The sequence below is a fragment of the Rugamonas sp. FW305-51 genome (assembly GCF_058786935.1).
In genome coordinates, this window is record NZ_JBYSZG010000007.1 from 13,865 (window position 1) to 36,847 (window position 22,983).

Sequence of the window (22,983 nt, forward strand, 5' to 3'; positions counted from 1 at the left end):
AGGCATGCGCTCCCGGCCGCGCGGGAACGATGCTGCCGTTATCCCGTTTACTTCTTGGTGAAGACCAGGTCCCACACGCCGTGGCCCAGCTTCAGGCCGCGGTTTTCGAACTTGGTGAGCGGACGGTAGGCCGGCTGCGGTGCATAGCCGTCGGCCGTGTTCTGCAGGCCCTCTTCCGCGCCCAGCACTTCCAGCATCTGCACCGCGTAGTCTTCCCAGTCGGTGGCGCAATGCAGGTAGCCGCCCACGGCCAGCTTCTGCACCAGCAGCTTGACGAACGGTCCCTGGATCAGGCGCCGCTTGTTGTGGCGCGCCTTGTGCCACGGGTCGGGGAAGAAGATGTGCACGCCGTGCAGCGAGCCGTCCGGGATCATCTGGTTCAGCACTTCCACCGCGTCGTGCTGGATCGCCTTCAGGTTGGTCAGGCCCTGTTCGCCGATCAGCTTGAGCAGGCTGCCTACGCCCGGCGTATGCACTTCCACGCCGATGAAGTCCTTGTCCGGCATCGCCTGCGCAATGTGGGCCGTGGTGCCGCCCATGCCGAAGCCGATTTCCAGCACCACCGGCGCCTTGCGGCCGAAGGCCTGTTCGTAGTCGAGCGGCGTCTTGCTGTACTCGATCATGAATTGCGGGCCCAGTTCCTCCAGCGCGCGCGCCTGCGCGGTCGACAGGCGGCCGGCGCGGGTGACGAAGCTGCGGATGCGGTGTTCGGTCGGGTCGTACAGCATAGGCCGTGCAGGGCCGTTGTTGGGCGTATCAGAAGACATGGGATGCGGAATCTATCGGTAAAAAGGAATGCCCGCTGAACGGGCATATAACGGTACGGGTGGCGCAACGGCCGGCAGCCGGGCTGCTTTCACCCGGCATTATATCAGCCGCGTCCACGGCGACGACCAACCAGACGGCCGGACGGCCAGACGGCCAGCTCCGCCCTGCGCCGCTGCGCGCCGCGCCATCATGCCGCCGCGCCGTCAGGCCGTCACCACCAGCGTGCCGGCCATCTCCTCGTGGCCGGCGCCGCAGAAGTTATCGCACAGGAAGCCGAAGCGGCCGGCCTGCGCCGGCTGCAGCCGAAGCTTGACCGCCTTGCCCGGCACCAGGTCGATGCGCGTCTGCAGTTCCGGGATGTTGAAGCCGTGGGCAAAGTCCAGCGCCCGCAATTCCAGCACCACGGCCTCGCCCTGGCGCACCTCGATCACGTTGGGCGAGAAGCGGAACTTGCGGGCCTCGACCTTGATGACCCTCTCCTTGACCGCCTTGCCCTGGGCCGCGCCCAGCAGCAGCGCCGACGCGGCCAGCGGTGCGCCCAGCAGGAAGCGGCGTCTTGCCGCCTGCCTGCCCGATGTTTGCTTATCCGATGCTTGCATGATTCATCCTTTCGTTACCGGCAGTTCGGTGATCTGGTAGGCCGCCTGGCGCGGTTCGGCATCCACCTCGCGGAAGCCCAGCCCCTTGCCTGGCGCCGCCGGGTCCCATGGCAGCGGCGTACGCGTCGCCTGCGAACCGGGCGCCGGCAGCGGGAAGATCAGCGATTTGGCGGCATGGTGGGCGATATGGCCCGTCATCCGGTGATGCTCCTGGTGGATGTGGCCATAGAACACGGTCACCTGCGGATACGGCATCAGCAACTCCACCGCCTGCGCGCCGTCGCGCGTGGCCCAGTCCCACTTGGGCTCCAGGTCGAACAGCGGGCGGTGCGTCAGCACGACGATGGGCGCATCCTTCGGCCGGGCCGCCAGGTCGGCCTTGAGCCACGCCAGCTGGGCCTCGCCGATGCGGGCGCCCGGATCGGATACGTTGTCGAGCGCGATGAAATGCACGCCCTTGTGGTCGAAGCTGTAATGGGTTGGGCCGAACAGCTCCTGGAACGCGGCGCCCTGGTCGAGCGAAGCATCGTGCTCGCCCGGCAGGAAATGTACCTGCTTCACTTCCAGCCCGGCCACGATCTGCTTGAACTCCGTCATGCGCTTGCGGCGCTCGGCCGGGTCGTCCGTGCTGTGCGTCAGGTCGCCGGTGAAGACGATAAAGTCCGGCTTGTGCGGCAGCGCGTTGACGGCCGCCACCGCCTGGCGCAGCGTGTTCTGCGACTCCGGGTTGGCCGGCCCGCGGTAACCCCAGTGCGCATCGGACAGCTGGACAAAATAAAAGTCCTCGTTGCCCTGCCCTGCCGCCCATGCCTTGCCGTACAGGCCGGACATGAAGACGGCGCCCCCGCCCACGGCGCCCAGCCTCAGGAAACTCCTGCGATCGATCATGTTGTCCTCCATCTGGTTGATTGAAATTCGGCGTCCGCCTGCCTGTGATAATCTGAGCAACCAGGCAAGCGGCCCACACAACATCAAACCGGCCGCGCCCCGTTCCTATTCCCGCCGGACGCTATATTTTTTTCACGGGAATAAAAGCGCACCACACCGAGTCTTCATCTGCGGGACGACTACGATGGACAAGCATTTGGGCGACGACGACAAAGCGGCACGGTTTGAAAAGCTGGCCATGCCGCACCTGGATGCGGCCTACAACCTGGCACGCTGGCTCACGCGCGATCCGCACGATGCGGACGACCTGGTGCAGAGCGCCTACCTGCGCGCCTACCGCTTTGCCGACAGCTACCGGGGCGGCGATGCGCGCGCCTGGCTGCTAACCATCGTGCGCAATACCTTCTACACGGCGCTGCGCGACCGCCGCCCGCAGCAGGGCGACGTCAGCTTCGACGAAGCGCTGCACGGCGCGGACGGCGACGAACTGCTGGTGCAGGAAGCGGGCACCGACCCGGCCGGCATCGTGGCCAGCCGCGACGTGGGCCGCAGCGTCAACCAGGCGCTGCGCCAGCTGCCGCCGGCGTTCCGGGAAGTGCTGGTGCTGAAGGAAATGGACGAGCTGTCATACAAGCAGATAGCCGAAGTGGCGGACATCCCCATCGGCACGGTGATGTCGCGCCTGGCGCGCGCGCGCAAGCTGCTGCTGTCGTACCTGCAACGCGACACGGCTGGAGACTAGGATGGAATGCACGCAATCGCAACACTGGATGCCGGCCTGGCTCGATGACGAGCTGGACCCGGCCGGCGCCCTGCAGCTGGAGTCGCACCTGGCCGGCTGCGCCGACTGCCGCGCAACGCTGGCGCAGCTGACGGAGCTGCGCGGCACGCTGGCGCAGCAAGCCACGCGCTACGCGGCGCCGCCGCACCTGCGCCATCGCATCGAGAACGCCTTGCAGCAAGTGCGAGGGCAAGAGCAGGAGCAAGCGCAGAAGTTGGATCGGGAACGGGAGCGTCAGCAGGAACAGCAGAGCCAGGGGCAACGGCAGGTACAGGGACAACGGCAGACGCCACCGCGTCCGCGCCGCGCCGCCATCCTGTCGCGCTGGCCGTGGACCTGGATCAACCTGGGCGCCGCCGCCGTCAGCACGGCCGCCTTTGCCGTCACGCTGGGGCTGTACCTGGCGCAGCCATCGCCCGCCGAGCAGCTGGAACAGGAACTGGTGGCCAGCCATTTCCGCTCGCTGCTGCCGGATCACCTGACGGACGTAGCATCGACCGACCAGCACACCGTCAAGCCGTGGTTCACGGGCAAACTCGATTTCGCGCCGCCGGTGACCGACCTGGCCGCGCAGGGTTACCCATTGATCGGCGGCCGGCTCGACTACATCCGCCAGCGGCCCGTGGCGGCGCTGGCCTACCGGCACCGCAAGCATGTGCTCAACCTGTACGAATGGCCGGCGCCGGCCGCCAGTGCCCAGCCGCCGCGGGCCAGCGTACGGCAGGGCTACCAGCTGCTGCGCTGGACGCAGGGCGGCATGCAGTACGCGGCCATCTCCGACATGGCCGCCCCGGACCTGGTGCAATTTGCCCAGCTGCTGGGCGCATCGGGCGCACCGGGCAAGGAACCGTAGTGCACTGCGTCCCCGGCCGAAAGCGGGAGCGAAGGCGGACTAGGGCGCGGGACCGCGCAGCAGCCGCAGGCCGTTGACGACCACCATCAGGCTCACGCCCATGTCCGCGAACACGGCCATCCACAAGGTCGAATAGCCGGCCACCGCCAGCACCAGGAACACGGCCTTGATCGCCAGCGCCAGCACGATGTTCTGCAGCAGGATCGCGTGCGTGCGCGCGCTCAGGCGGATGAAGTACGCCACCTTGCGCAGGTCGTCGTCCATCAGCGCCACGTTGGCCGTTTCCATTGCCGTGTCGGTGCCGGCCGCGCCCATGGCGAAGCCGATGGCGGCCTTGGCCAGCGCCGGCGCATCGTTCACACCGTCGCCCACCATGCCCACCTCGCCGTGTTGCGCCGCCAGCGCGGCGATGACGCGCAGCTTATCGTCGGGCAGCAGGCCGGCGCGCACGTCGGCGATGCCAAGCCGGGCGCCGACCGCCTGCGCCGTCTCCACGTTATCGCCCGACAGCATCACCACCCGCACGCCCAGCGCGCACAACTGCGCCACCGCCTCCGCGCTGGTGGCGCGCACCGTGTCGGCCACCGCCACCACCAGCAGCGCTGCCGTGGCGGAACACAGCACGACCACACTCTTGCCGTCGCGCTCCAACGCACGCAGGGTGGTATCGAGCGCCTCATCTTGCAGGCCCAGTTCCCGCACCAGCCGCGCATTGCCCAGGTAAAGTATGGCGCCATCCACCTCGCCCCGGATGCCGCGTCCCTGCAGCGCCTCGAAACGCACGACCGGCGCCAGCGCCGCGCCATGCTGCCCGCCGTGCCAGTGCTGCGCCAGCGCGCGCGACACGGGATGGGTGGACAGCGCCGCCAGGCTGGCCGCGTCGCGCAGCGGCGCGCTCCGCTCGCCGCCGGGCAGTACCACCACATCGGTCACCTGCGGCGTGCCCAGCGTGAGCGTACCGGTCTTGTCCAGCGCAACGGCCTTCAGGCTGCGCCCCAGTTCCAGGTAGATGCCACCCTTGACCAGGATGCCCTGGCGCGCCGCCGCGGCCAGGCCGCTGACCACCGTCACCGGGGTGGAGATGACGAGCGCACAGGGGCAGGCGATCACCAGCAGCACCAGCGCCTTGTAGAACCAGGCATGGGCGTCGGCGCCCGCCACGACGGGCGGCACCACGGCGACCAGCACGGCCAGCGCCACCACCACCGGGATGTAGGTCGCCGCGAAACGGTCGACAAAGCGCTGGGTGGGGGCGCGCTCGCCCTGCGCCTGCTGCACGCTGCGCACGATGCGCGACAGCGTAGACTCGCTTTGCGGCGCCGTCACCGTGTAGTCGAACGTGCCCTGTTCGTTGATGGTGCCGGCGAACACGGTATCGCCGGGCAGTTTGATCACCGGCATGCTCTCGCCCGTGATGGGCGCCTGGTTGACGGCGCTTTCGCCGGCCGCCACCACGCCGTCCAGCGCGATGCGCTCGCCCGGCATCACACGCGCCAGCGCGCCCGGCTGCACGTCGGCCGCCGCCACGCGCAGCCACGCGCCCGACGGCGCCTGCACGGTGGCCGCGTCGGGCGTGAGCGCCATCATGCTGCGGATCGCGTGGCGGGCGCGGTCGAGCGAACGGGCCTCGATCAGTTCTGCCAGCGAGAACAGGAAGATCACCATGGCCGCCTCCGGCCACTGGCCGATGGCCAGCGCGCCCAGGATGGCCAGCGACATCAGGAAGTTCATGTTCAGCGACAGGTTGCGCAGCGCGATCCAGCCCTTCTTCAGCGTGCCCAGGCCGCCGCAGGCGATGGCCGTCAGCGCCAGTGCCAGCACGGGCCAGCCACGTTCATCACCTGTGCTCCAGGCCGCGATCTCCGCGCCCAGCGCCGCCACCCCGGACACGGCCAGCGGCAGCCAGGACGGCAAGCCGAATGGCAGCGTGCCATCGGCAGGCCGCGGAGGCGCGGGCGTGGCGGCGCCGTCCTGCGAACTGGAGACGACGGCCGGCGCCATGTCCAGCGCGCTCAGCGCCGCCACCAGGGGAGCGATGGATGGCAGGCGGTGGCCCACGGTCAGCTCGCGCCGCATCAAGTTAAATTGCAGCGACTCCACGCCGGCCATCTGGCCCAGGCGGCCACGGATCAGCTTTTCCTCGGTGGGGCAATCCATGTTCTGGATCAGGAACACGGCCTGCTCGGGGCCGGCGGCGTCAGGAACGCTGGGCGCCGGAGGCGTAGCGGGTCTATCCGGCGTATCTGGCTTATCTGGCTTGTCCGGCTTATCCGGCCCGCCCGGCGCCGCTTGCGCGCCGCAGCAGTCCTTACCATCGCACACGTTCATGAATACGACCGTCCTCTCAATCCGTGTAGCTGGCTTCGGCCGCGATCTTTTCCGGCAGGGTGATGTGGTAGCGCTGCAGCTGCTTTTTGCTGTAGAGGAATTTGCCGCGGTCGGCCGTGACGGGATAGATCCGTTCCGGCGGCGTGCCGGACAGGATCTTGAGCGCGATTTCGGCCGCGGCCCGGCCCTGGTCGCGGCCATACAGCACCAGCCCGCCGATGGTCTTTTCCGGACCCACGGCCCAGTCCCAGAAGCCGAAGGTGGGCACCGGCGTGTGGGCCGCCGTCCAGCGCGCCACCTGGTCCGTCGTGTTAACGCTCTTGCCGGCGCCGTCGTGCAAGGCCTGATACAGGCCGACGAAGATGACGTCGTAGTTGTCTTTCGCGTTCAGCACTTCGGCCTGCCATTGCTCCCACTGGCCCACCAGTTTGAGCTCGACGGTGGTGCCGCCGATCAGCTGCCTGGACTTGCCCTCAAACGTTTCCTGCCGCACCACCTGGGACGTGATGTCCATATCGAACAGCACCAGCGCCCGCCTGGTCTTGGGCAGCAGTTCCGTGACGAGCGCGATGTTGCGCTTCAGGATGGGCCGCTCCAGCACACCCGTGATGTTCCTGGTGAGCTTGGCGTCGAAGTATTCGCGCGGATTGTTGTTGATGCCCAGATAGACTACGGGCGTGGTGGTGGCGCCCAGGCGCGGCGCCAGCAGCTTGAGGGCCGCGTCGTCGCCCAGGATGACGAGCACCGGGTGCAAGGCCAGGTAGGCGGCCCAGGCCTTGTCCGCCATGGCCGCGTGCTGCTCCTTGGGCAGGCGCTTGGTATCCATCTGAAAATATTCGAGCCGGTATTTCTTACCCAGCGCCTCCTGCAATGCCTCCTTGTAGTTGGCATCCCATTGCATTTCGGCGTTGTAGCTTTCCACCACCAGGATGGTCTCGTCGGCGGCGCGGGCGGGCAGGCAGAACGTCATCAACAGCAACGCCGCCCACAGGCAGCACCAGGCAGCGCGCCAGGCCGGCGCCGGCACGGTCAACATGAAAGAAAAGGCATCGGGCGCGCGGCCGACGCTTTGGCGAGAGGAAGCATGTGAACCGGAACAACTCGCTTGTTGTCACATCGATTGGAGCGGGTGAAGGGAATCGAACCCTCGTCGTAAGCTTGGGAAGCTTCTGCTCTACCATTGAGCTACACCCGCATTGCCGCCATTCTACGCGGGATAGCATGCTGTTGACAACTTCTCAAACCAGTTACCGCGATCGAAAGTTTGTTGGCCGGTCTCACCAAGGTGTAATGGCTTGTCAGCGGACTGGCGTGCTTACTTCACTTCGGGTCGGCCAAATCGAGCCCTTGCTGACCATCCACGCGAAAGGCGTTTACATCAAACCCATCAACCAATTTAATGGCCCGAACCTTCACGCTCCCGGCGTTTCGCAACCTCTCACAATAATCGATAGCATTTGGCCGCGACAGGATGATTAGGGCGACCGCTGCCAACCAACGAAATCAAGAAACTCGTATCCAGCAACACTGAGGCGAGCATGCTTAACCGCCTCGCAGCGCGTCAGTCCATTCCGTTGCGCTGGCTACGTCGTCCCATGCCTTTGTTCCTCGTTCGACCATCAGCCTGAATTCCTCGTCGTCATAGCTGGGTTGATGGGTTTCGAATGCCAACAGGCGCAAATTGCGCAACTCACCCGTATGCAAATTTTCCTCCGCGGTTACGTGTAGCAGCGCCGGTCGATAAAGGCGATTTCGTTCGTCTTGTGCCAAAAGATCATGACTGGAGCTAACAGTCAGCGTCTGGCCATTTTCAAGTTCAAGGTGGACATTGGCCTTTGTCTTCCCACCTATATCGACAATTTTCCCATGCAAATACTTCTCAACTTGCACCCATATAGCGGCGATTTTCGTCAAATTGGTCCGGGTATCCACCACGAAAAATGCCCGACCTGCCTTGTCCGCAATGGTATAGGCTCGGTTCGGATTTTCGAGTGCGACGGCGTGCCAACGTTGCAATACGCTGGCACGTTTGGGGTCAATCAAGCTCAACGCGTCTGGCGACGTTATGTGGGCCAGATCCGCCCATAATGTTGTTGCAGCAAGCAATCCTGACGCGGCGAACACGAGTGAACCTGATTCAATCGAAACTTGGACTTGCATAGGATCCACATCGCGGCTTGCCCCCCTCAAGAAATCAACTACATCCTTTTGGAACTCCCCCAGCAGCGCTAACGGAACGTGCGCCGGCCCAACCTCAACATCGTTGATGAGATCGCGCACTGAGAAACGGAGCTGGTCAATTGGGTTCACGAGTTAATAAGGAGAAAACAGCGAATTTGACAATGAAGTAGCCTATATCTTATGCCTAATCCCCTCGTGCGTCAGCAAGCGCGCCGTCCCGGGACGCAAGGCCTTTGCTATGCTCGACATTCAATGCAAGCACTATGCTGCCGTCGAGCCCCGGGCCATCCAAGCAGCGGTGGCACCGCCACCGCCAGCCCCGCCATCAGAACTTCAGCTTGAACCCCGCATACACGGAGCGGCCCGCGCCGGGCACGGCCGTCCCCCACGGCATGAGGGCCGGGTTGATGCTCATGGTGTTGCCCTGGCCCAGATAGGCGCCGCCCAGCGGCAGGAAGTAGCGCCGGTCGAACACGTTCTCCACGCCCACATCGATGCTGGCCCGCTGCCAGCCGTAGCTGGTGCGCAGGTGCAGCAGCGCGTAGCCGGGCGTGGCGAGCTCATTGCGCACCGCCGACACCTGATGCTTGGCGCGCACCATCACCAGTTCCGCGCTGTTGTCCCAGCCCTGCAGCTGATGGGTGAGAGTGAGCTTGCCGTTGAGCGGCATGATGTTGTACAGGCCGCTGTCCGTGTCGCGGTTGCGGCCATCCGTGTAGCTCAGCAATCCCTTGAGGCCGAACCTGCCCGCGCCCGTGGCCGCCAGCGGCATATGGCCGGACACGTCCACGCCGTACAGCCGGGCCGACTGGTTGGCATACTGCAGCACGTTGTAGCGGTTGACGCTGTAGCGGCCGGCCGGCACGGCGTCGATATAGTCGCGCACCTGGGTGTAGTACGGCGCCACCCGGAATTCCCAGCTGCGTTCGGCCCCATTCCAGCCCAGCGCCACGCTGGCCGTGTAGGCCGTCTCGGGCTTGAGGTGGACGTCGCCCAGGTAGCCGTTGCCGTCGCCCACATAGTTGTTCATGACGGCCATCATGCCGGCGCTGGACCAGCTGTAGCGCTCGTACAGGTTGGGCGAACGCACCTTGCGGGCCAGGCCGAATTCGACCTCCTGGCCGGCGCCGGGGCGGTAGTGGCCCAGCGCCGCCAGGTCCCAGTTATGGTCGGTCCGGGCGCGCGACGCGCCGTTGAAGGCGGCCGCATCGCGGCCCTGGTTCATCATGTCCATCGCCGGCAGCGGCGCGCCGAAGTCGGCCTGGTTGTAGCCGTGCACGGGGCCGGCATCGGTCGTCACGTGTTCATAACGCACGCCCAGCAGCCCGGTCCACTGCGGCTGCCACTGCTTTTCCCATTCCGCGTAGACGGCCTTGCGTTCGCGCTCGCCGTTGTGGATGTTCCAGAATGTGTTGGGCCCCATGCCCATGCTGCCCGGCACGGCCGGCCACCAGTCGTCGAGCCGGTAGCGCTGCCATTCCACGCCCGCGCGCGCCTGGTCGCGTCCGTCCAGGTCGATGGTGGCGCCCAGCCGGCCGCCCGTGGTCTTGCCATCCGTGTGCATGGGCATGCCGGGCAGGCCGCCGTACAGCAGCTGCTTGTCGGGGCCGAAGTCCATGAAGTGCTCGACGTTCTCCTGGTACAGCCGCGCCTCCAGCGCGCCCCAGCCGAACTCGCCCGTATAGCGCAGGTTCAGGCGGCGCTGGGTGTTTTGCAGCATGTCCATGCGCTGGTTAGGATAGAGCTGCTCAGGCAAGTCCTGGTAGCCGAATTTCGCTTCCAGCAGCTGGCCGGCGCCGCGCCAGGCCACGCCCAGCGTGTGGTTGCGGGTGTCGTAGGCGCTGGAACCCACTTCGTCCAGCGCCAGCGCGTGACCGGCGCGGCCCGTTGCGGCCTGGGTGCGGAAGGCGCCGCCGGCCCGGTAGTTGTGCGACCTGGCCGTCGAGCCGGCGTAGCTCACGCTCAGCGCTTCGCCGGCGACCGTGGCCGACAAGTTGCTGCCCGTGGCGTCGCCATTGCTGCGGTAGAAGCCGCCCACTTCGCCCTTGACCAGGGTGGCGGCGCCGGGGGCGGCGAAGACGGGCGCCGGCGTGTCGGCCACGATGGCGCCGCCGATGCTGTCGCCGCCCACGCTGACGGGCGTCATGCCGGCATAGACTTTGAGCCGAGCCACGTTGCTGGGGTCGAGGTAGGACAGGGCCGGGTTCATGTGGTTGGGGCAGGAGGCGATCAAGTCCATGCCATCGACCTTGATGCGCAGGCGGTCGTCGGCCAGGCCGCGGATGACGGGCAGGCTGGAGGCGCCGCCCGCGCCGTACAGGCTCACGCCGGGCACGTCGCGCAGCAGGCTGGCCGTGTCGCTGGTGGCGGCCTGCTGGGCGCGCAGGGCGCCGGCGGGCACGGCGGTCATGCCCGGCGTTTCACTGCCCTTGGCAGTGATGATCACGGTGGCCAGCGGCAGTTCGTCGGCCAGGGCGGCATAGGGGAGCGCCGAGATGGCGCAAAAAAGAACGGTACGTTTCACAGCTGTTTCCTTGCAAATGTTGAGGCGCGCAGCGGCACGCCGGCGCCGCCAACAAGGTCGGGCGGCGCCGCGCGGCGGCAACGGACGGGGGACACGGCGGGCGGCGGCGGGCCGCCCGGGGACTAGTGGCGCGGCGGCGCGCGCGAGCGGGCGCCGGGCCAGACCGGCAAGGCGCGCGGCACTGAGTGGTAACGGGGAAAGTGAACGGGCCGTGCGCGAGGCACGGCCATCAGGATGGCGGCCGGTGGCGGCAGCGCCGGCCCCTGGCCGTGACTGCCGCAGTAGGGGCAGTGCTCCAGGTGCGACAGCATGGCCGGGACGGGAGCCGGGTAGGCCCCGTCGTCGCCGGCCGGCCCGGCCATGGCCCGGGCGCCGCCGGCGCGGCAGACGTCGGCCCAGCCGCCGCCCGCGCCGTCGCGCGCCGGCGCCGACAATGCCGAGCCCACGGCGGGCGCCAGCACGGCGAACAGGATCGCCATGCCAGCAATCCAGGCGGCCAGGTGCCGTGTCATCCGTTTCATATACATCTGACAATTATCGCCGTCTTAGTTGCTCGCGGTCAACAATTGCCGGTTGGGTGCCAGGGCTTTCTTGATCTGCCGCAGCTATGCCAGGCGGACGGACGAAAGAGGTGGAGGTTACTTCGTGGGGAGGCGGAGGAAACAGACGACGGCAGGAGCCGATCTCAGGCGGGGAGACGCCGTGCAGGCGGCGGCGAAGCCGTGCAGGCGGACGGCCGCATTACGATGCCGTGCGCCCGCGACGACGCGCCGCCGGCACGCTGGCCGGCGCCGCTGCTGCGCTTACTTACTGCAGCGTATAATGGGCCGAACGGGGACCATACAGCAGGCCGTTGTTCTGCCCCGCCGCCAGCAGGCGCTGGCTGGCCACGTTGGCCACGGGATAGGATGCATCCGTCGTGCTGTTGATGATCTGCTTGACGGCCGCCGCCACCAGCGCGCCGACCAGGCCGCCGCTGTTGTTGTTGTTGCCTTCGTTGTTGGTGGCCGAAGCCTGGCCCGTCCACAGCGTCGCGCCCGTCTTCAGGTCCACCAGCCTGGCGTTGGCCGCCACCGTCACCACGCTGTCGAGCACCGTGTAGCTGGCGCCGAAATTGGTGACCGTCACGTACAGCGCGGCGTCGGCGCCGAAGATGCTGCGCAGCTTCTGCGTGTCGACGGCGTGGATGTCGGCCGCCGTGCTCAGGCCGTTCTGCTTGAAGGTCTCGTCCACCAGCGCCACCGGCAGCACGTAGTAGCCCGCCTCGGCCAGCGGATAGGTCACCTGCGACAGGACGGTGTAGCCGGCCGTCACTTCCGGCGACGTGTTCAGCGGCGGCAGCACCACGATGGAACGGGGCTTGGCCGCCTTGAAGGCCGTGTAGTCGTAGGGCTTGGCCTGGTGCGTCGCGCAGCCCACGGCCAGCATGGCCGGCATCAGGCAGGCGGCCAGTTTCATCACTCGTTTCAGCATCTTATTTCTCGTCTTTCTTGGCTTTTTTCAGCAGGAAGTCCATGTAGGCGGCCGATTCCGGGAACAGCTTCTTTTCCGTCTCGAACTCGGTGGCCACCTGGTCCTGGCGGCCGGCCAGCGCGTACAGCAGGCCCAGATGGGCGTGGTAGCCCGGCGGCGGCATATTGCCCTTGGCGCCGATGGTCTGCAAATCCTTCTCCAGCACGGCGATCTGCTGGTCCGGGCTGCCGCCCTTGAAGTGCTCGTAGACCTGGGGCTGATAGCCGCCCCACTGGTACATGGTCTTGGGCGCCGAGGCGCAGCCGCTCAGGATGGCGGCGGCGGCCAGGGCCGCGGCCAGCGGCTTGAACATGGTTTGCTTCATGGCGCCCACCTTATTGCTTATGGGCGGACATGGCGCCCGCTTCCACGCCGGCCACCAGATGGTCCACCGCTTCGCGCATGGCCAGGTCCAGCACCTTGCCGTTGAGCGTGGCGTCGTAGCTGGCGGTGCCGCCAAAGCCGAGGATTTCACGGTTGGACAGGCTGTATTCGCCCGCGCCCTGGGTCGAGTACACCACTTCCGAGGTGGCGATATTGACGATGTTGAGCGTGACCTTGGCATAGGCCACCTGGGTCTTGCCGCGGCCCATGATGCCGAACAGCTGGTGGTCGCCCACTTCCTTGCGGCCGAATTCGGTCACGTCGCCCGTGACGACGAAGTCGGCGCCCTTGATGGCCTGGCCCTGCTTCTTGAAGTCCGCTTCCTGCTTCAGTTCCTGCAGGTTGTCGCGATCCAGCACGTTGAAGCGGTTGGTCTGCTGCAGGTGGGCGATCAGGATGGTCTTGGCCTGGCCGCCCAGACGGTCCACGCCGTCCGAGAAGATGCCGCGCATGAAGCTGGAGCGGTTGTCGAACTTGCCGACGGCCACCAGCGTACGGACGCCCGTGTAAGGCCGCGCCGCGCTGGCCACCGTGGGCACCGCCACCGCCTGCGAGCTTTCCGTCGCACATCCGGCCAGCGCCGCCACCATCAACGCCGCTGCCGCCAGCGCACCTGCTTGCTTCATCTTCATCGTGATCCCCCGAAATATAAATAGTGTAACTATTATATAGGGGAAACAATGCCAGAAATAAATAATAATTCCACTAAGAAATATTTCTATGAGCAAAATCAAGCCGGATGCAGATCCAGATCAATCACCGTGGCATAGACCCGGTTGCGGCCCCGCGACTTGGCCTGGTACAGGGCGGAATCGGCCGCCTTGATCAGGTCGACGGGCTCGCTCTCATGGCGCACGGGGGCGAACGCTTCGACCCCGGCGCTGACCGTCACGTGGCCGGCGGCGTTGCCGGTATGGTTCAGTTCCAGATCCTCGATCGCCGCCCGGATGTGTTCGGCCACCACCAGCGCGCCGGCCACATCGGTGCCGGGCAACAGCACCACCAGTTCCTCACCACCGTAGCGGGCCACGACATCGCCCGGCCGGTATTGCTTTTCGGCCACCACTTTCCCTATCGCCTTCAAGCATTCATCGCCGGCCGCGTGGCCGTAAATGTCGTTGTATTGCTTGAAGCAGTCGACATCGATCATGATCAGCGCCAGCGAACTGGCGCTGCGCATCGCCCGGCTGAACTCATCTTTCAGCGACAGGTCGAACTGGCGGCGATTGGCCAATCCCGTCAAGCCATCCTGCATGGCCAGCCGCTCCAGCGTTTGATTGAGGGTCTCGAGCGAATTGCGCGCCTTTACCAGCTCGGCCTCCGCCTGCATCCGCAACCGGATCTGGCGCACGAGGCGGAAACCGAGCAGCCCCAACCCTGCCGTCACCACCAGCACGGCACTGCTGTGCAGATAGGCATCGGAGCGCCATTGGGCCAGCACCTCGTCCTTCGACAGCGCGGCGGAGACCACCAGCGGGTAATGCTCCAGGCGCCGATAGCTGTTGATGCGGGTAATACCGTCCTGCGCCGATGTGAACATGACGGTGCCCACCGGCCCGCGCGGCAAATAGTCGTGGAACAAGGGCAATTTGGAAATATCCCGGCCCAGCGATATTTCATTGTAGGGGCGCCTTACCAGCATGATGCCGTTGTCCAGTGCCAGGAAGATGGCGCCGTCGTGCCCGATCTTGAAGCGCTGGAAGTACTGCAGGAAGTAATCCATGCTGATCGTGGCCAGCACCACCCCGCCAAAGGAGCCGTCCGGCCGGTTGTAGCGGCGCGAGACCGTGATGATCCAGTCCCCGGTGGATTTGCTGCGCACTGGCGGGCCGATGTACACGTTGCGGTCCGCATGCTCGCGGTGATGGATGAAATAGGCCCGGTCCGCGTTGTTCAGGTTGCGCTGCAGGGTCGGTTGGGAATTGACCAGCCAGCTCCCGTCGGCGCCATAGACGAATATGCCATGCAGCTGCGTCAGTTCGGCGACGCGATGCACCAACAGTTGGTGCAGGCGGGCCAGTGTCGGCTCCGGTTGGCCGTCGTGTTCGAGCCGCTCCACCAGCCCGACCAGGGCGGTATCGGCCTCCTTGATCGTATCGTAGGCGTGCTGTGCCACCGCTTCGGCCAGGTTGGCCGCGGCCACGCTGGACTCGTCCAACTTCACGGTACGGGCCCGTACCGTGAGCCAGGCCTGCACCGCGATCAACGATACGCACACCAGCACGACAAAGGCGCTGGCCAGCAACATGAGCGGCAAGCGGAACGGCAGTCTGGGGGATGGCAAACCGAACTGAGGTTCCGACAAGTTGCTTGGCATCATAGAAGTCACCCGAAGTAGGCGCCGTGAGCACTTGGACGCTTGCATCAGTATGTCCGCTTTCGCGGCCAGGATACTCACGAATAGTCACGTGCGCCGCATCGCCGGCGGGGTGGCGGCAGCGCACAGGCGGCGCGCAGGCCGGCCCGGACCGCGGCGCCTAGCGCAACAGCAACAGGGCCTGCTGCGGCGTGGCGTTGGCCTGCGCCACCATGGAGGCGGCGGCCTGTTGCAGGATCTGGCTGCGGGTCAGCTGCGCCGTCTCGCTGGCGTAGTCGGTGTCGAGGATGCGCGAACGGGCCGCCGCCAGATTGGTGCCGGTGCCGATGGCGCCGTCATAGGCCAGCTGCAGGCGGTTCTCCAGCGCGCCGAGCTGGGCGCGGATGGCGTTGCTGCTGTCGAGCTTGCTGTCGATGAAATCGAGGGCGCTGGTGGCGCCGGAAAAACTGGACAGGTCGAGCGGCGGGTCGCCGCCGGCGTCGGCCGATTCCAGCACGGTGACCGTGTTGCCGGTCGTGGTGGAACCATGGGCGCCGGCCGTCAAGCCCACGGCGGCAGGATTGGCGCCCCCGACCAGCAGGCTGTGGGCGCTGCCGCTGGCCGCGTCCTGCACGGTGAGGGTGCCGGCATTGGTGACATTGGCCAGGCCCAGCAGGCCCGCGTACGGACCGCCGGCGGAGGCGATGGTGATGTCGCGGCCGTCGGCCGCCGTCAGTGTCAGCGTACCGCCGCTGACGCTGGCCGTCACGCCTGTGGCGCCGGCCGCGCCCGCGATGGCGGCCGCCGCGCTGGCGGCCAGCGCGCCGGCGTTGGCGCCCGTGATGGGGCCCAGGCCCACGCCGTTGATCGACACCCCGCCGGCCGGGATATTGGCGCTGCCGGCCACGTTGCCCGTGACGGTGGTGACGGCGCTGGCCGTTACGCTCTGCGCCGGCGGTGCCAGGTTGCCGGTGGCGGCGTTGATGGCGGCCGCCGCGGCCCAGGCGCTGGCGGCGCCCTGGCCCGGCGCGCCGCCGGCCACGGCCGCCCCCACGGCCGTGCCGTTCAGGGTGAGGTCGCCCGCTTGCAGGGCCGTCGCCACCTGGCCGCTCAGCTTGACCTGCTGCTCCGGCACGTCGACCTGCACCGCCCCCTCCAGGCCGGTGCGGTAGGCGGCGGGGATGTCCACGTTGATCACGTCGCCGGCCTGCCCCCCCACCTGCAACTGGGTCCGGTAGGAACCGTCCAGCAGGTTCAACTGGTTGTACGTTGCCCGGCTGGCAATGTCGAGATTCGACTTCACCAGGGCGTCGGCCTCTTGCTGGATGGCTTTGCGATCGAGCACGCTGTTGGTATCGTTGGCGGCCTGAACCGCCAGTTCGCGGATGCGCTGGTAATTGTTCACGATCTGATCCATGGCACCGTCGGCCACCTGCAGCAGGGCGATGCCGTCGTTGACGTTCTGGGCCGCCCGCTGCGCACCGCGCACGCCGGCCGTCAGGCGCGCGCCGATGGCCAGTCCGGCCGCGTCGTCGCGCGCCGAATTGACGCGCTGCCCGCTGGCCAGCCGCTCCAAGGTGGTGCCCAGCGCCGTCCCTGCCCGCGCATAACTGCGCTGGGCAAACAGGGCCGACAGATTGCTGTTGATCTGCATGGATGGGCATATGGCCGCCGCGCGCAAGCGCCGCGAGCCGTCAGGGGTTTCGTGGTTGTCGCGTAATTAACGGCAGGAAACAGCAAACTCTTTAGCGTGGGGTCAGCCGGGCAGCAGCTCCAGCTGTTCGCGGGCGCGGGCCAGGCCGGCCGGGTCCAGGCGGGCGGCGGCGGCCTGGCGGTATTTGGCGGCGGCCGGTGCGCCGGCCCGCTCCGCCATCGACAGCCACATCCAGGCCTGGGCCGCGTCGGCCGGCGCTCCCTGGCCGGCCAGCAGCATCAGACCCAGGTTGAGCTGGGCCCGGGTGTGCCCCTGGCGGGCCGCCTGCAGATACCAGTGCTGGGCCTGGGCATAGTCGCGGGCCAGGCCATGCCCCGTGTCGTAGCGCAGCGCCAGCGCGAACTGGGCCAGCGTGTGGCCCTGTTCGGCCGCCTTGCGGTACCAGTCGCTGGCCTGCACGCAGTCGGGCGCGGGACCGTCGTCGCTGTCGTGCAGCCGGCCCAGCATGTACTGGGCCGCCGCGTAATCCTGCTCGGCGGCGCGGCGATACCAGGACAGCGCCTTGCGCAAGTCCTGCGGCACGCCTTGCCCGTTCTCGTAGCGCAGGCCGAGGTCGAACTGGGCCCGCAGGTGGCCCTGGTCGGCCGCCTTGCGATACCAGAAGATGGCTTCCTGCGCGTCCAGCAGCACGCCATGACCGCAGTCGTACAGCATGGCCAGGTGATATTGGGCGGCCGGGAAGCCCTGCTCGGCCGCCTTCCGGTACCAGAACTGGGCCTGTTCGTAATCCTGGTCCACGCCCTGGCCGTGGTCGTAGCGCAGGCCCAGGTTGTTCTGGGCCGCCGCGTGGCCCTGCTCGGCCGCCTTGCGGTACCAGTCCAGCGCCTTGCTCTCGTCGCGCGGCACGCCCTGGCCGTTGTCGTAGATCAGGCCCAGGTTGAACTGGGAGCTGGCGTGCTCCTGTTCGGCCGCGCGGCGGTACCACAGGATGGCCTTCTGGCTGTCCTGGGCGATGCCGTCGCCCTTGTCGAAGCGCAGCGCCAGGTTGAACTGGGCCGGCGCGTAGCCCTGGTCGGCCGCCTTGCGGAACCATGCCATGGCCTGGCCCACGTCCTGCGGCACGCCCTGGCCATTGTCATAGCGCAGGCCAAGATTGAACTGGGCGCGGGCATAACCCTGCTCGGCCGCCTTGCGGTACCAGTAGATGGCCTGGCGAAAGTCCTGCGGCACGCCCTTGCCCGTGTCGTACATCATGCCCAGGTTGTTCTGGGCCCCGGCGTCGCCCTGGTCGGCCGCCTTGCTGAACCAGTGCATGGCCTGGGCGCTGTCCTGCGCGATGCCTTGGCCCTTGGCGTACAGCCAGCCCAGGTTGTACTGGGCCGCCGCGTAGCCCTGTTCGGCCGCCAGCTGGTACCAGCGCGCCGCCTCCAGGTAATCCTGCTCCACGCCCTGGCCCTTCTGGTACATCACGCCCAGGTTGTACTGGGCATGCTCCAGCCCCGCGTTGGCGGCCTGGCGATACCAGGCCACGGCCAGCTCATAGCTCTGCTCCACGCCCTGGCCGTTGAAGTACATGAAGCCCAGGCTGTGCTGGGCATTGGCCACGCCCCGTTCGGCCAGCGCCCGCACCCGCAGGTATTCGGCGGTGTAGGTGCTGCCGGCGGAAGCGTCGGCCTCGGTCGGGCGGTATTTCTGCATAGTGGATCAGGCCTGGATGGCGATCATGGCCGGCGCCTGCATCATGGGGGCGACGCTGGGCGAGACGCTCAGGCGGTTCTGCTCCTGCAGCACGTGGATGAAGTGCGACAGCGAGATGGGCCGGTGGTACAGATAGCCCTGCATGGTGGTGCAGCCGTTCGCTTCCAGATAGCGCGCCTGCACCTCCGTCTCCACGCCCTCGGCCACCAGGTGCAGGCCCAGCCCGCGCGCGATCGAGATGATGGCCAGGATCACCGGATAGTGGCCCTGCTCGTCGTGGATCTCCTTGACGAAGGACTGGTCGATCTTGATGGTGTGGATGGGGAAGCGGTGCAGGTACGACAGCGAGGAGTAACCGGTGCCGAAATCGTCGATCGCCACCGACACGCCCAGCTGGCACAGCTTGTTCAACTGTTCGATGGCGTACTGCGGATTGCGGATGCAGATGTTCTCCGTGATCTCCACTTCGATCTGGGCCGGCGAAATGCCGTAGCGGGTCAGCGCGCCGCGCATCTTCTCGAAAAAGTCGCCCCGGTCCAGGTATTGGGGCGACAGGTTCAGCGACAGGCGGATGGCGTCGCCGCCGGCCGCGTTCCACAGCAGCAGGTCGCGGCACAGGGCGCCCAGCATCCAGTCCGAGATCGGCAGCATCAGGCCGTTCTCCTCGGCGAACGGCAGGAACTCGCCGGCCGACAGCAGGCCGCGCTGCGGGTGGTTCCAGCGCATCAGGCCTTCGGCGCCGATGATGCGGCCGGTGGCCACGTCCACCTGCGGCTGGTAGTACATTTCCAGCTCGTTCTGCTCGAGCGCCTTGCGCAGGCTCTGTTCGAGCGCGATCTTCTGGTGCGACACGTCGAGCATGGAGTTGTGATAGAAGCTGTGGCCGTTCTTGCCCAGCGCCTTGACCTGGTACATGGCGATGTCGGCGTGGCGCAGCAGTTCGTCGATGGTCTCGCCGTCGCTGGGGTAGATGGCGATGCCGATCGAGGCCGAGATGTGCACTTCATGCCCGTCGAGGTCGAACGGCTTGTGCAGGCTTTCCAGGAACTTGTCGGCGATGGACTTGGCGTCCTGGCGGTCGCGCAGCTCGGGCAGCACGATGGTGAATTCGTCGCCGCCCTGGCGCGCCAGCGTGTCGCCCCGGCGCAGGCAATCCTTCAGGCGCAGCGCCACCTGCTGCAGCAGCTCGTCGCCCTTGACGTGGCCCAGCGTGTCGTTGACCAGCTTGAAGCGGTCCAGGTCGACGAACATCACGGCCAGTTCCGTCAGCTTGCGCTTGGCCTGGATCACGGCCAGGCCCAGGCGGTCCTTGAACAGCATGCGGTTGGGCAGGTCGGTCAGGATGTCGTGGTAGGCCTGGTAGGAAATCACTTCCTCGGCCCGCTTGCGGTCCGTGATGTCGCGTGCCACGCCGTAGGTGCCGAAGAACTCGCGCTGCTTGATGTCCTGGTCGGGAACGTGCATGCCGATCGCATTGAGCGAGATCGTCATCAGGGTGTTGTTGAAGGTGCGCTCGACGCCGCTGCCCGTGTTGCACTTGAGGCGCAGCTCGACGTTGCGCGAAGCCCGCTCGTCCACCCGGCGCTCGTTGAACACGTAGCGGGCCCGCTCCTGGTCTTCGTCGTGCACCAGGATCGAGTAATGCCTGCCGATCAGTTCATCGCGCGTAAAGCCCAGCAGCTGCTGGGCGCGGTCGTTGACGAAGGTGAACTTGCCCTCGTGGTTCAGGGTGTAGATGATGTCGGGCGAGCTGTCGACCAGGTAGCGGTACATCTTCTCCGAGTTTTCCAGCTTGGAGGCGATGCGCGCATTGTCCTGCGCCAGCTTGCGCTGCTGCAGCGCGTTCTCCACCGTCTTGAGCAGTTCCTCGCGGCTGTAAGGCTTGCGCAGATAGTCGTAGGCGCCCCGCTTCAAGGCGCCGATGGCGGCCTCGATGCCCACGTCGCCGCTCATCACGATCACGTCGCCGTCTATGCCCTTGGCGTTGATGAAGTCCATGATCTCGTGGCCGCTCATGTCGGGCAGGCGCAGGTCGAGCAGCACCAGGTCGAACTTGAGCTTGTTGAGCTGGGCCAGCGCTTCGCTGCCGCAGGTGGCCGTCACCAGATGGTAGTCGCGGTCGCGCAGCAGTTCGTACAGCGACGACAGCAGGCGCGGTTCGTCGTCCACCAGCAGCAGGCGCGGCCAGTTGTCGCCGGCCAGGGCCACGGCCATCTGGGCGGTGGCCGGGTTGGGGTCGATGGCAGCGGCGGCGCTGTCTGGAGGCAGGTTCATCATGGCCTTAAACGGAATCCATCGCCCGCGAGTTCACGCCGGCGACTTGACTGGTGCTGCCACGGGCGGGCAGCAGAATTTCAAAAGCGGTGCCCGTGTTGCCGGAGCGGCAGGTGATCTGGCCCTGCATCTTCTTGACCAGGCCGTGCACGATGGACAGGCCCAGGCCATGGTTGGCGCCATCCTTGCTGCTGCGGACCACGGAGAACAGGTTGGCCAGCACTTCCTGCGACAGGCCCGGGCCGCTGTCGGACACCACCAGTTCCAGGTACAGCCGGCGTTCGCGGTTGACATAGCCGCGGTTGGCGATCTCGATCTTGCCGCCGTCGGGCAGCGCCTCGACGGCGTTCTTGACCAGGTTGACGAGGATTTGCTTGAGCATGTCGGCGTCGCCGTCGATCTCGGCCGGCTGCTCCTGCATGCGCACCACGATCTGCACGGAGGCCGGCACGAAATCGGTGGCGCGGAACAGGCGCAGCACGTCGTCCACCACGCGCGCCACGTCCGTCACGCGCGACGATTCGGTCGGCTGCAGGTCGGCCAGGCCGTTGATCAGCTGGCCCACACGGTCGATTTCCTCGTTCAGGATCGACATCTCGCCCACCACCGGCTCGCGCTTGGCCAGCTTGCCGTCCAACACGGACAGGTAGTTCTTGATGATGGACAGCGGGTTGTTCACTTCGTGCACCACGCGGCGCGACGCTTCGCGGTATTCCTCGGCCACGTGGGCGATCTGGCGCTTGGCGTGACCGCGCTCGCTGATGGCCGTCTCCAGCGCGGCGGCGGCCTGGGTGCCGAACGACTGCAGGAAGCGTTCGCGCTTCTGGAAGCCCGGCATCTGCCAGCTGGCCGCGCCGCCGATCAGCACACCGAGGCAGCGCTGGTTGGCCACCAGCGGCAGGCACACCAGGCTCTCGGTGCCGAGGATGCGGAACAGCTGCTCCTCGGCCAGGCTCAGGCCCGCGTCCTGCCGGCCCAGGTAGGCCAGCTTGCGGTCGTTGGCCGACTGCGCCACCAGGCCCGGCTTGCCGAGCGCGATGGAGAACTCGGCCAGGCGCTGCTGCTCGCCGCCGGCCATGCCCACCAGCGCGTGGCCGGTGGGGTTTTCCAGCAGCACCACGGTGGTATCGAAATCGAACAGGATGCGCGCCGAACGCGTCATCGAATCGAGCAGGCTCGCCTCGCCGTGCTGGCGGGCGAAGGTCTGGCCCATCTCGGACACCAGCACCATGTTGCGCACTTCCTCGGACAGGCGCTGCTGCACCGGGTCCAGCACGGGCGGCGGTGCGTAGGCGGGCGGCGTGGCCACGTCGTCGGCGCCGGCCAGGTCGATGCCCAGGTGGTCGGCCGACTTTTCCACCTGGCGGGCGGCCGTCTTGGCCACCTGCTCCAGCGTGCCGCCATCGAGGCCGCACAGCTGGGCCGCGTCGTCCAGCTCCTGGCCTTCCTCCTCGCGGTGGCAGCCCAGCAGGTGGGCCAGGCGCACGATGCGGATCAGGGGATGGGCCGATTCCAGGCGCGCGATCGGTTCATGGTGATACAGCACGCTGTCGGCCAGGAAGGAGTCCAGGTGCCAGCGCTCGATCAGCCAGGCGCCCGCTTCCGAGTGCGTGATCTGCAGCGTGCGCTGCTCGACGGCGCACAGGTCCTCGTCGTCGCGCGCCATGAAGTTGTAGGCGTATTCCTTGGGCGCCGTGGCCAGCAGGGCCAGCCGGCCCACGTTGTGCAGCAGGCCGGCCAGGTAGGCTTCTTCCACGTGGGGATAGTCCATCTGGCGGGCGATGTCGCGCGCCAGCACGGCTGTCGTCAGCGAGTTTTTCCAGAAGCTGCGCAGGTCGGTGCTGCCGGAATGGGGGAAGCTGTTGAAGGTCTGGAATACCGATTCGCTGATGACCAGCGTCTTGATCATGTCCGTGCCCAGCGACACCAGCGACTGCTCCAGGCCCACGGCGCGCGAGTTGCGGTGGTAGGCCGAGCTGTTGGCGACGGTCAGGATCTTGCTCGTCATGCCGGCGTCCTTGGCGATCAGGGCGGCCAGCTCCGGCATGCCGGCGTCGTCGGCCTGCAAGTGCTCGATCAACTTGATGAGTATCTGCGGCATGGCCGGCAGACGGGCAATCAGCAAGCGATTGCGAATATCCTGGTCTGATTGATGCATCGTATCAAGCATTGCCGCCAATGGACGTCGAATGGGAGCGGCGTTCTCGGGTACAACGCCACACGGTTTTTGTTTTGCTTTTGCG

General features: G+C 66.7%; 18 protein-coding genes and 1 tRNA gene. 2 read left to right on the forward strand and 17 right to left on the reverse strand.

What is annotated here, in order from left to right; translation table 11 throughout:
* Positions 1-47 precede the first annotated feature (47 nt).
* From trmB to AC3WOS_RS07200, 3 genes are all read right to left on the reverse strand, one after another.
* On the reverse strand, positions 48-728 hold the full coding sequence (trmB, locus tag AC3WOS_RS07190) for a tRNA (guanosine(46)-N7)-methyltransferase TrmB (protein ID WP_492715339.1): 681 nt from the start codon (positions 726-728) through the stop codon (positions 48-50).
* 243 nt (positions 729-971) lie between these two features.
* Complete coding sequence (locus tag AC3WOS_RS07195) at positions 972-1,367, reverse strand: cupredoxin domain-containing protein (RefSeq protein ID WP_492715199.1); 396 nt, start codon at positions 1,365-1,367, stop codon at positions 972-974.
* Between the two features lie 3 nt (positions 1,368-1,370).
* The gene (locus AC3WOS_RS07200) at positions 1,371-2,255 is read right to left on the reverse strand and encodes a metallophosphoesterase family protein (protein WP_492715200.1); all 885 of its coding nucleotides are present in this window, start codon (positions 2,253-2,255) and stop codon (positions 1,371-1,373) included.
* Between the two features lie 184 nt (positions 2,256-2,439).
* Between AC3WOS_RS07200 and AC3WOS_RS07205 the strand changes: the two genes are divergently transcribed.
* The gene (locus AC3WOS_RS07205; RefSeq protein WP_492715201.1) at positions 2,440-2,997 is read left to right on the forward strand and encodes a sigma-70 family RNA polymerase sigma factor; all 558 of its coding nucleotides are present in this window, start codon (positions 2,440-2,442) and stop codon (positions 2,995-2,997) included.
* Between the two features lies 1 nt (position 2,998).
* Positions 2,999-3,889, forward strand: coding sequence for an anti-sigma factor family protein (locus AC3WOS_RS07210; protein ID WP_492715202.1), 891 nt, complete (start codon positions 2,999-3,001; stop codon positions 3,887-3,889).
* Between the two features lie 39 nt (positions 3,890-3,928).
* On the opposite strand, the gene AC3WOS_RS07215 is transcribed toward AC3WOS_RS07210, so the two are convergent.
* The 14 genes from AC3WOS_RS07215 to AC3WOS_RS07280 form a co-directional block, all read right to left on the reverse strand.
* Positions 3,929-6,217 carry a heavy metal translocating P-type ATPase gene (locus tag AC3WOS_RS07215; protein WP_492715203.1) on the reverse strand — a complete coding sequence of 763 codons (2,289 nt, stop codon included), beginning with the start codon at positions 6,215-6,217 and terminating at the stop codon, positions 3,929-3,931.
* 16 nt (positions 6,218-6,233) lie between these two features.
* Positions 6,234-7,253: an ABC transporter substrate-binding protein gene (locus tag AC3WOS_RS07220; RefSeq protein ID WP_492715204.1), complete on the reverse strand. Its 1,020-nt coding sequence runs from the start codon at positions 7,251-7,253 to the stop codon at positions 6,234-6,236.
* An 85-nt stretch (positions 7,254-7,338) separates the two neighbouring features.
* A tRNA-Gly gene (locus AC3WOS_RS07225) sits at positions 7,339-7,412 on the reverse strand.
* 347 nt (positions 7,413-7,759) lie between these two features.
* Positions 7,760-8,527, reverse strand: coding sequence for a hypothetical protein (locus AC3WOS_RS07230; protein ID WP_492715205.1), 768 nt, complete (start codon positions 8,525-8,527; stop codon positions 7,760-7,762).
* 196 nt (positions 8,528-8,723) lie between these two features.
* Positions 8,724-10,922 (reverse strand): TonB-dependent receptor, encoded by a 2,199-nt coding sequence (locus AC3WOS_RS07235; protein ID WP_492715206.1) that lies wholly within the window; start codon positions 10,920-10,922, stop codon positions 8,724-8,726.
* A gap of 122 nt (positions 10,923-11,044) precedes the next feature.
* On the reverse strand, positions 11,045-11,434 hold the full coding sequence (locus tag AC3WOS_RS07240; RefSeq protein WP_492715207.1) for a DUF2946 domain-containing protein: 390 nt from the start codon (positions 11,432-11,434) through the stop codon (positions 11,045-11,047).
* 295 nt (positions 11,435-11,729) lie between these two features.
* Entirely contained in the window at positions 11,730-12,395 is a 666-nt protein-coding gene (locus AC3WOS_RS07245) for a DUF799 domain-containing protein (protein WP_492715208.1), read from the reverse strand.
* A 1-nt stretch (position 12,396) separates the two neighbouring features.
* Positions 12,397-12,759 carry a DUF4810 domain-containing protein gene (locus AC3WOS_RS07250; RefSeq protein WP_492715209.1) on the reverse strand — a complete coding sequence of 121 codons (363 nt, stop codon included), beginning with the start codon at positions 12,757-12,759 and terminating at the stop codon, positions 12,397-12,399.
* Between the two features lie 10 nt (positions 12,760-12,769).
* Positions 12,770-13,444 carry a CsgG/HfaB family protein gene (locus AC3WOS_RS07255; RefSeq protein ID WP_492715340.1) on the reverse strand — a complete coding sequence of 225 codons (675 nt, stop codon included), beginning with the start codon at positions 13,442-13,444 and terminating at the stop codon, positions 12,770-12,772.
* A 104-nt stretch (positions 13,445-13,548) separates the two neighbouring features.
* Entirely contained in the window at positions 13,549-15,066 is a 1,518-nt protein-coding gene (locus AC3WOS_RS07260; RefSeq protein WP_492715341.1) for a sensor domain-containing diguanylate cyclase, read from the reverse strand.
* A 229-nt stretch (positions 15,067-15,295) separates the two neighbouring features.
* Positions 15,296-16,768, reverse strand: a complete 1,473-nt coding sequence (locus AC3WOS_RS07265; protein WP_492715211.1) for a flagellin N-terminal helical domain-containing protein — start codon at positions 16,766-16,768, stop codon at positions 15,296-15,298.
* A 102-nt stretch (positions 16,769-16,870) separates the two neighbouring features.
* A complete protein-coding gene (locus AC3WOS_RS07270) occupies positions 16,871-18,466 on the reverse strand; it encodes an SEL1-like repeat protein (RefSeq protein WP_492715212.1) in 1,596 nt (531 codons plus the stop codon).
* 6 nt (positions 18,467-18,472) lie between these two features.
* Positions 18,473-20,743, reverse strand: coding sequence for a putative bifunctional diguanylate cyclase/phosphodiesterase (locus AC3WOS_RS07275; RefSeq protein ID WP_492715213.1), 2,271 nt, complete (start codon positions 20,741-20,743; stop codon positions 18,473-18,475).
* A 4-nt stretch (positions 20,744-20,747) separates the two neighbouring features.
* Positions 20,748-22,841, reverse strand: coding sequence for an HDOD domain-containing protein (locus tag AC3WOS_RS07280; RefSeq protein ID WP_492715342.1), 2,094 nt, complete (start codon positions 22,839-22,841; stop codon positions 20,748-20,750).
* Positions 22,842-22,983: the final 142 nt, after the last annotated feature.

Coding starts and splice junctions, on each gene's coding strand:
- trmB (WP_492715339.1), bottom strand. CDS start 728: ATGCTGTACGACCCGACCGAACACCGCATCCGCAGCTTCGTCACCCGC.
- AC3WOS_RS07195 (WP_492715199.1), bottom strand. CDS start 1,367: ATGCAAGCATCGGATAAGCAAACATCGGGCAGGCAGGCGGCAAGACGC.
- AC3WOS_RS07200 (WP_492715200.1), bottom strand. CDS start 2,255: ATGATCGATCGCAGGAGTTTCCTGAGGCTGGGCGCCGTGGGCGGGGGC.
- AC3WOS_RS07205 (WP_492715201.1), top strand. CDS start 2,440: ATGGACAAGCATTTGGGCGACGACGACAAAGCGGCACGGTTTGAAAAG.
- AC3WOS_RS07210 (WP_492715202.1), top strand. CDS start 2,999: ATGGAATGCACGCAATCGCAACACTGGATGCCGGCCTGGCTCGATGAC.
- AC3WOS_RS07215 (WP_492715203.1), bottom strand. CDS start 6,217: ATGAACGTGTGCGATGGTAAGGACTGCTGCGGCGCGCAAGCGGCGCCG.
- AC3WOS_RS07220 (WP_492715204.1), bottom strand. CDS start 7,253: ATGTTGACCGTGCCGGCGCCGGCCTGGCGCGCTGCCTGGTGCTGCCTG.
- AC3WOS_RS07240 (WP_492715207.1), bottom strand. CDS start 11,434: ATGACACGGCACCTGGCCGCCTGGATTGCTGGCATGGCGATCCTGTTC.
- AC3WOS_RS07245 (WP_492715208.1), bottom strand. CDS start 12,395: ATGCTGAAACGAGTGATGAAACTGGCCGCCTGCCTGATGCCGGCCATG.
- AC3WOS_RS07250 (WP_492715209.1), bottom strand. CDS start 12,759: ATGAAGCAAACCATGTTCAAGCCGCTGGCCGCGGCCCTGGCCGCCGCC.
- AC3WOS_RS07255 (WP_492715340.1), bottom strand. CDS start 13,444: ATGAAGCAAGCAGGTGCGCTGGCGGCAGCGGCGTTGATGGTGGCGGCG.
- AC3WOS_RS07260 (WP_492715341.1), bottom strand. CDS start 15,066: ATGTTGCTGGCCAGCGCCTTTGTCGTGCTGGTGTGCGTATCGTTGATC.
- AC3WOS_RS07265 (WP_492715211.1), bottom strand. CDS start 16,768: ATGCAGATCAACAGCAATCTGTCGGCCCTGTTTGCCCAGCGCAGTTAT.
- AC3WOS_RS07270 (WP_492715212.1), bottom strand. CDS start 18,466: ATGCAGAAATACCGCCCGACCGAGGCCGACGCTTCCGCCGGCAGCACC.
- AC3WOS_RS07275 (WP_492715213.1), bottom strand. CDS start 20,743: ATGATGAACCTGCCTCCAGACAGCGCCGCCGCTGCCATCGACCCCAAC.
- AC3WOS_RS07280 (WP_492715342.1), bottom strand. CDS start 22,841: ATGCCGCAGATACTCATCAAGTTGATCGAGCACTTGCAGGCCGACGAC.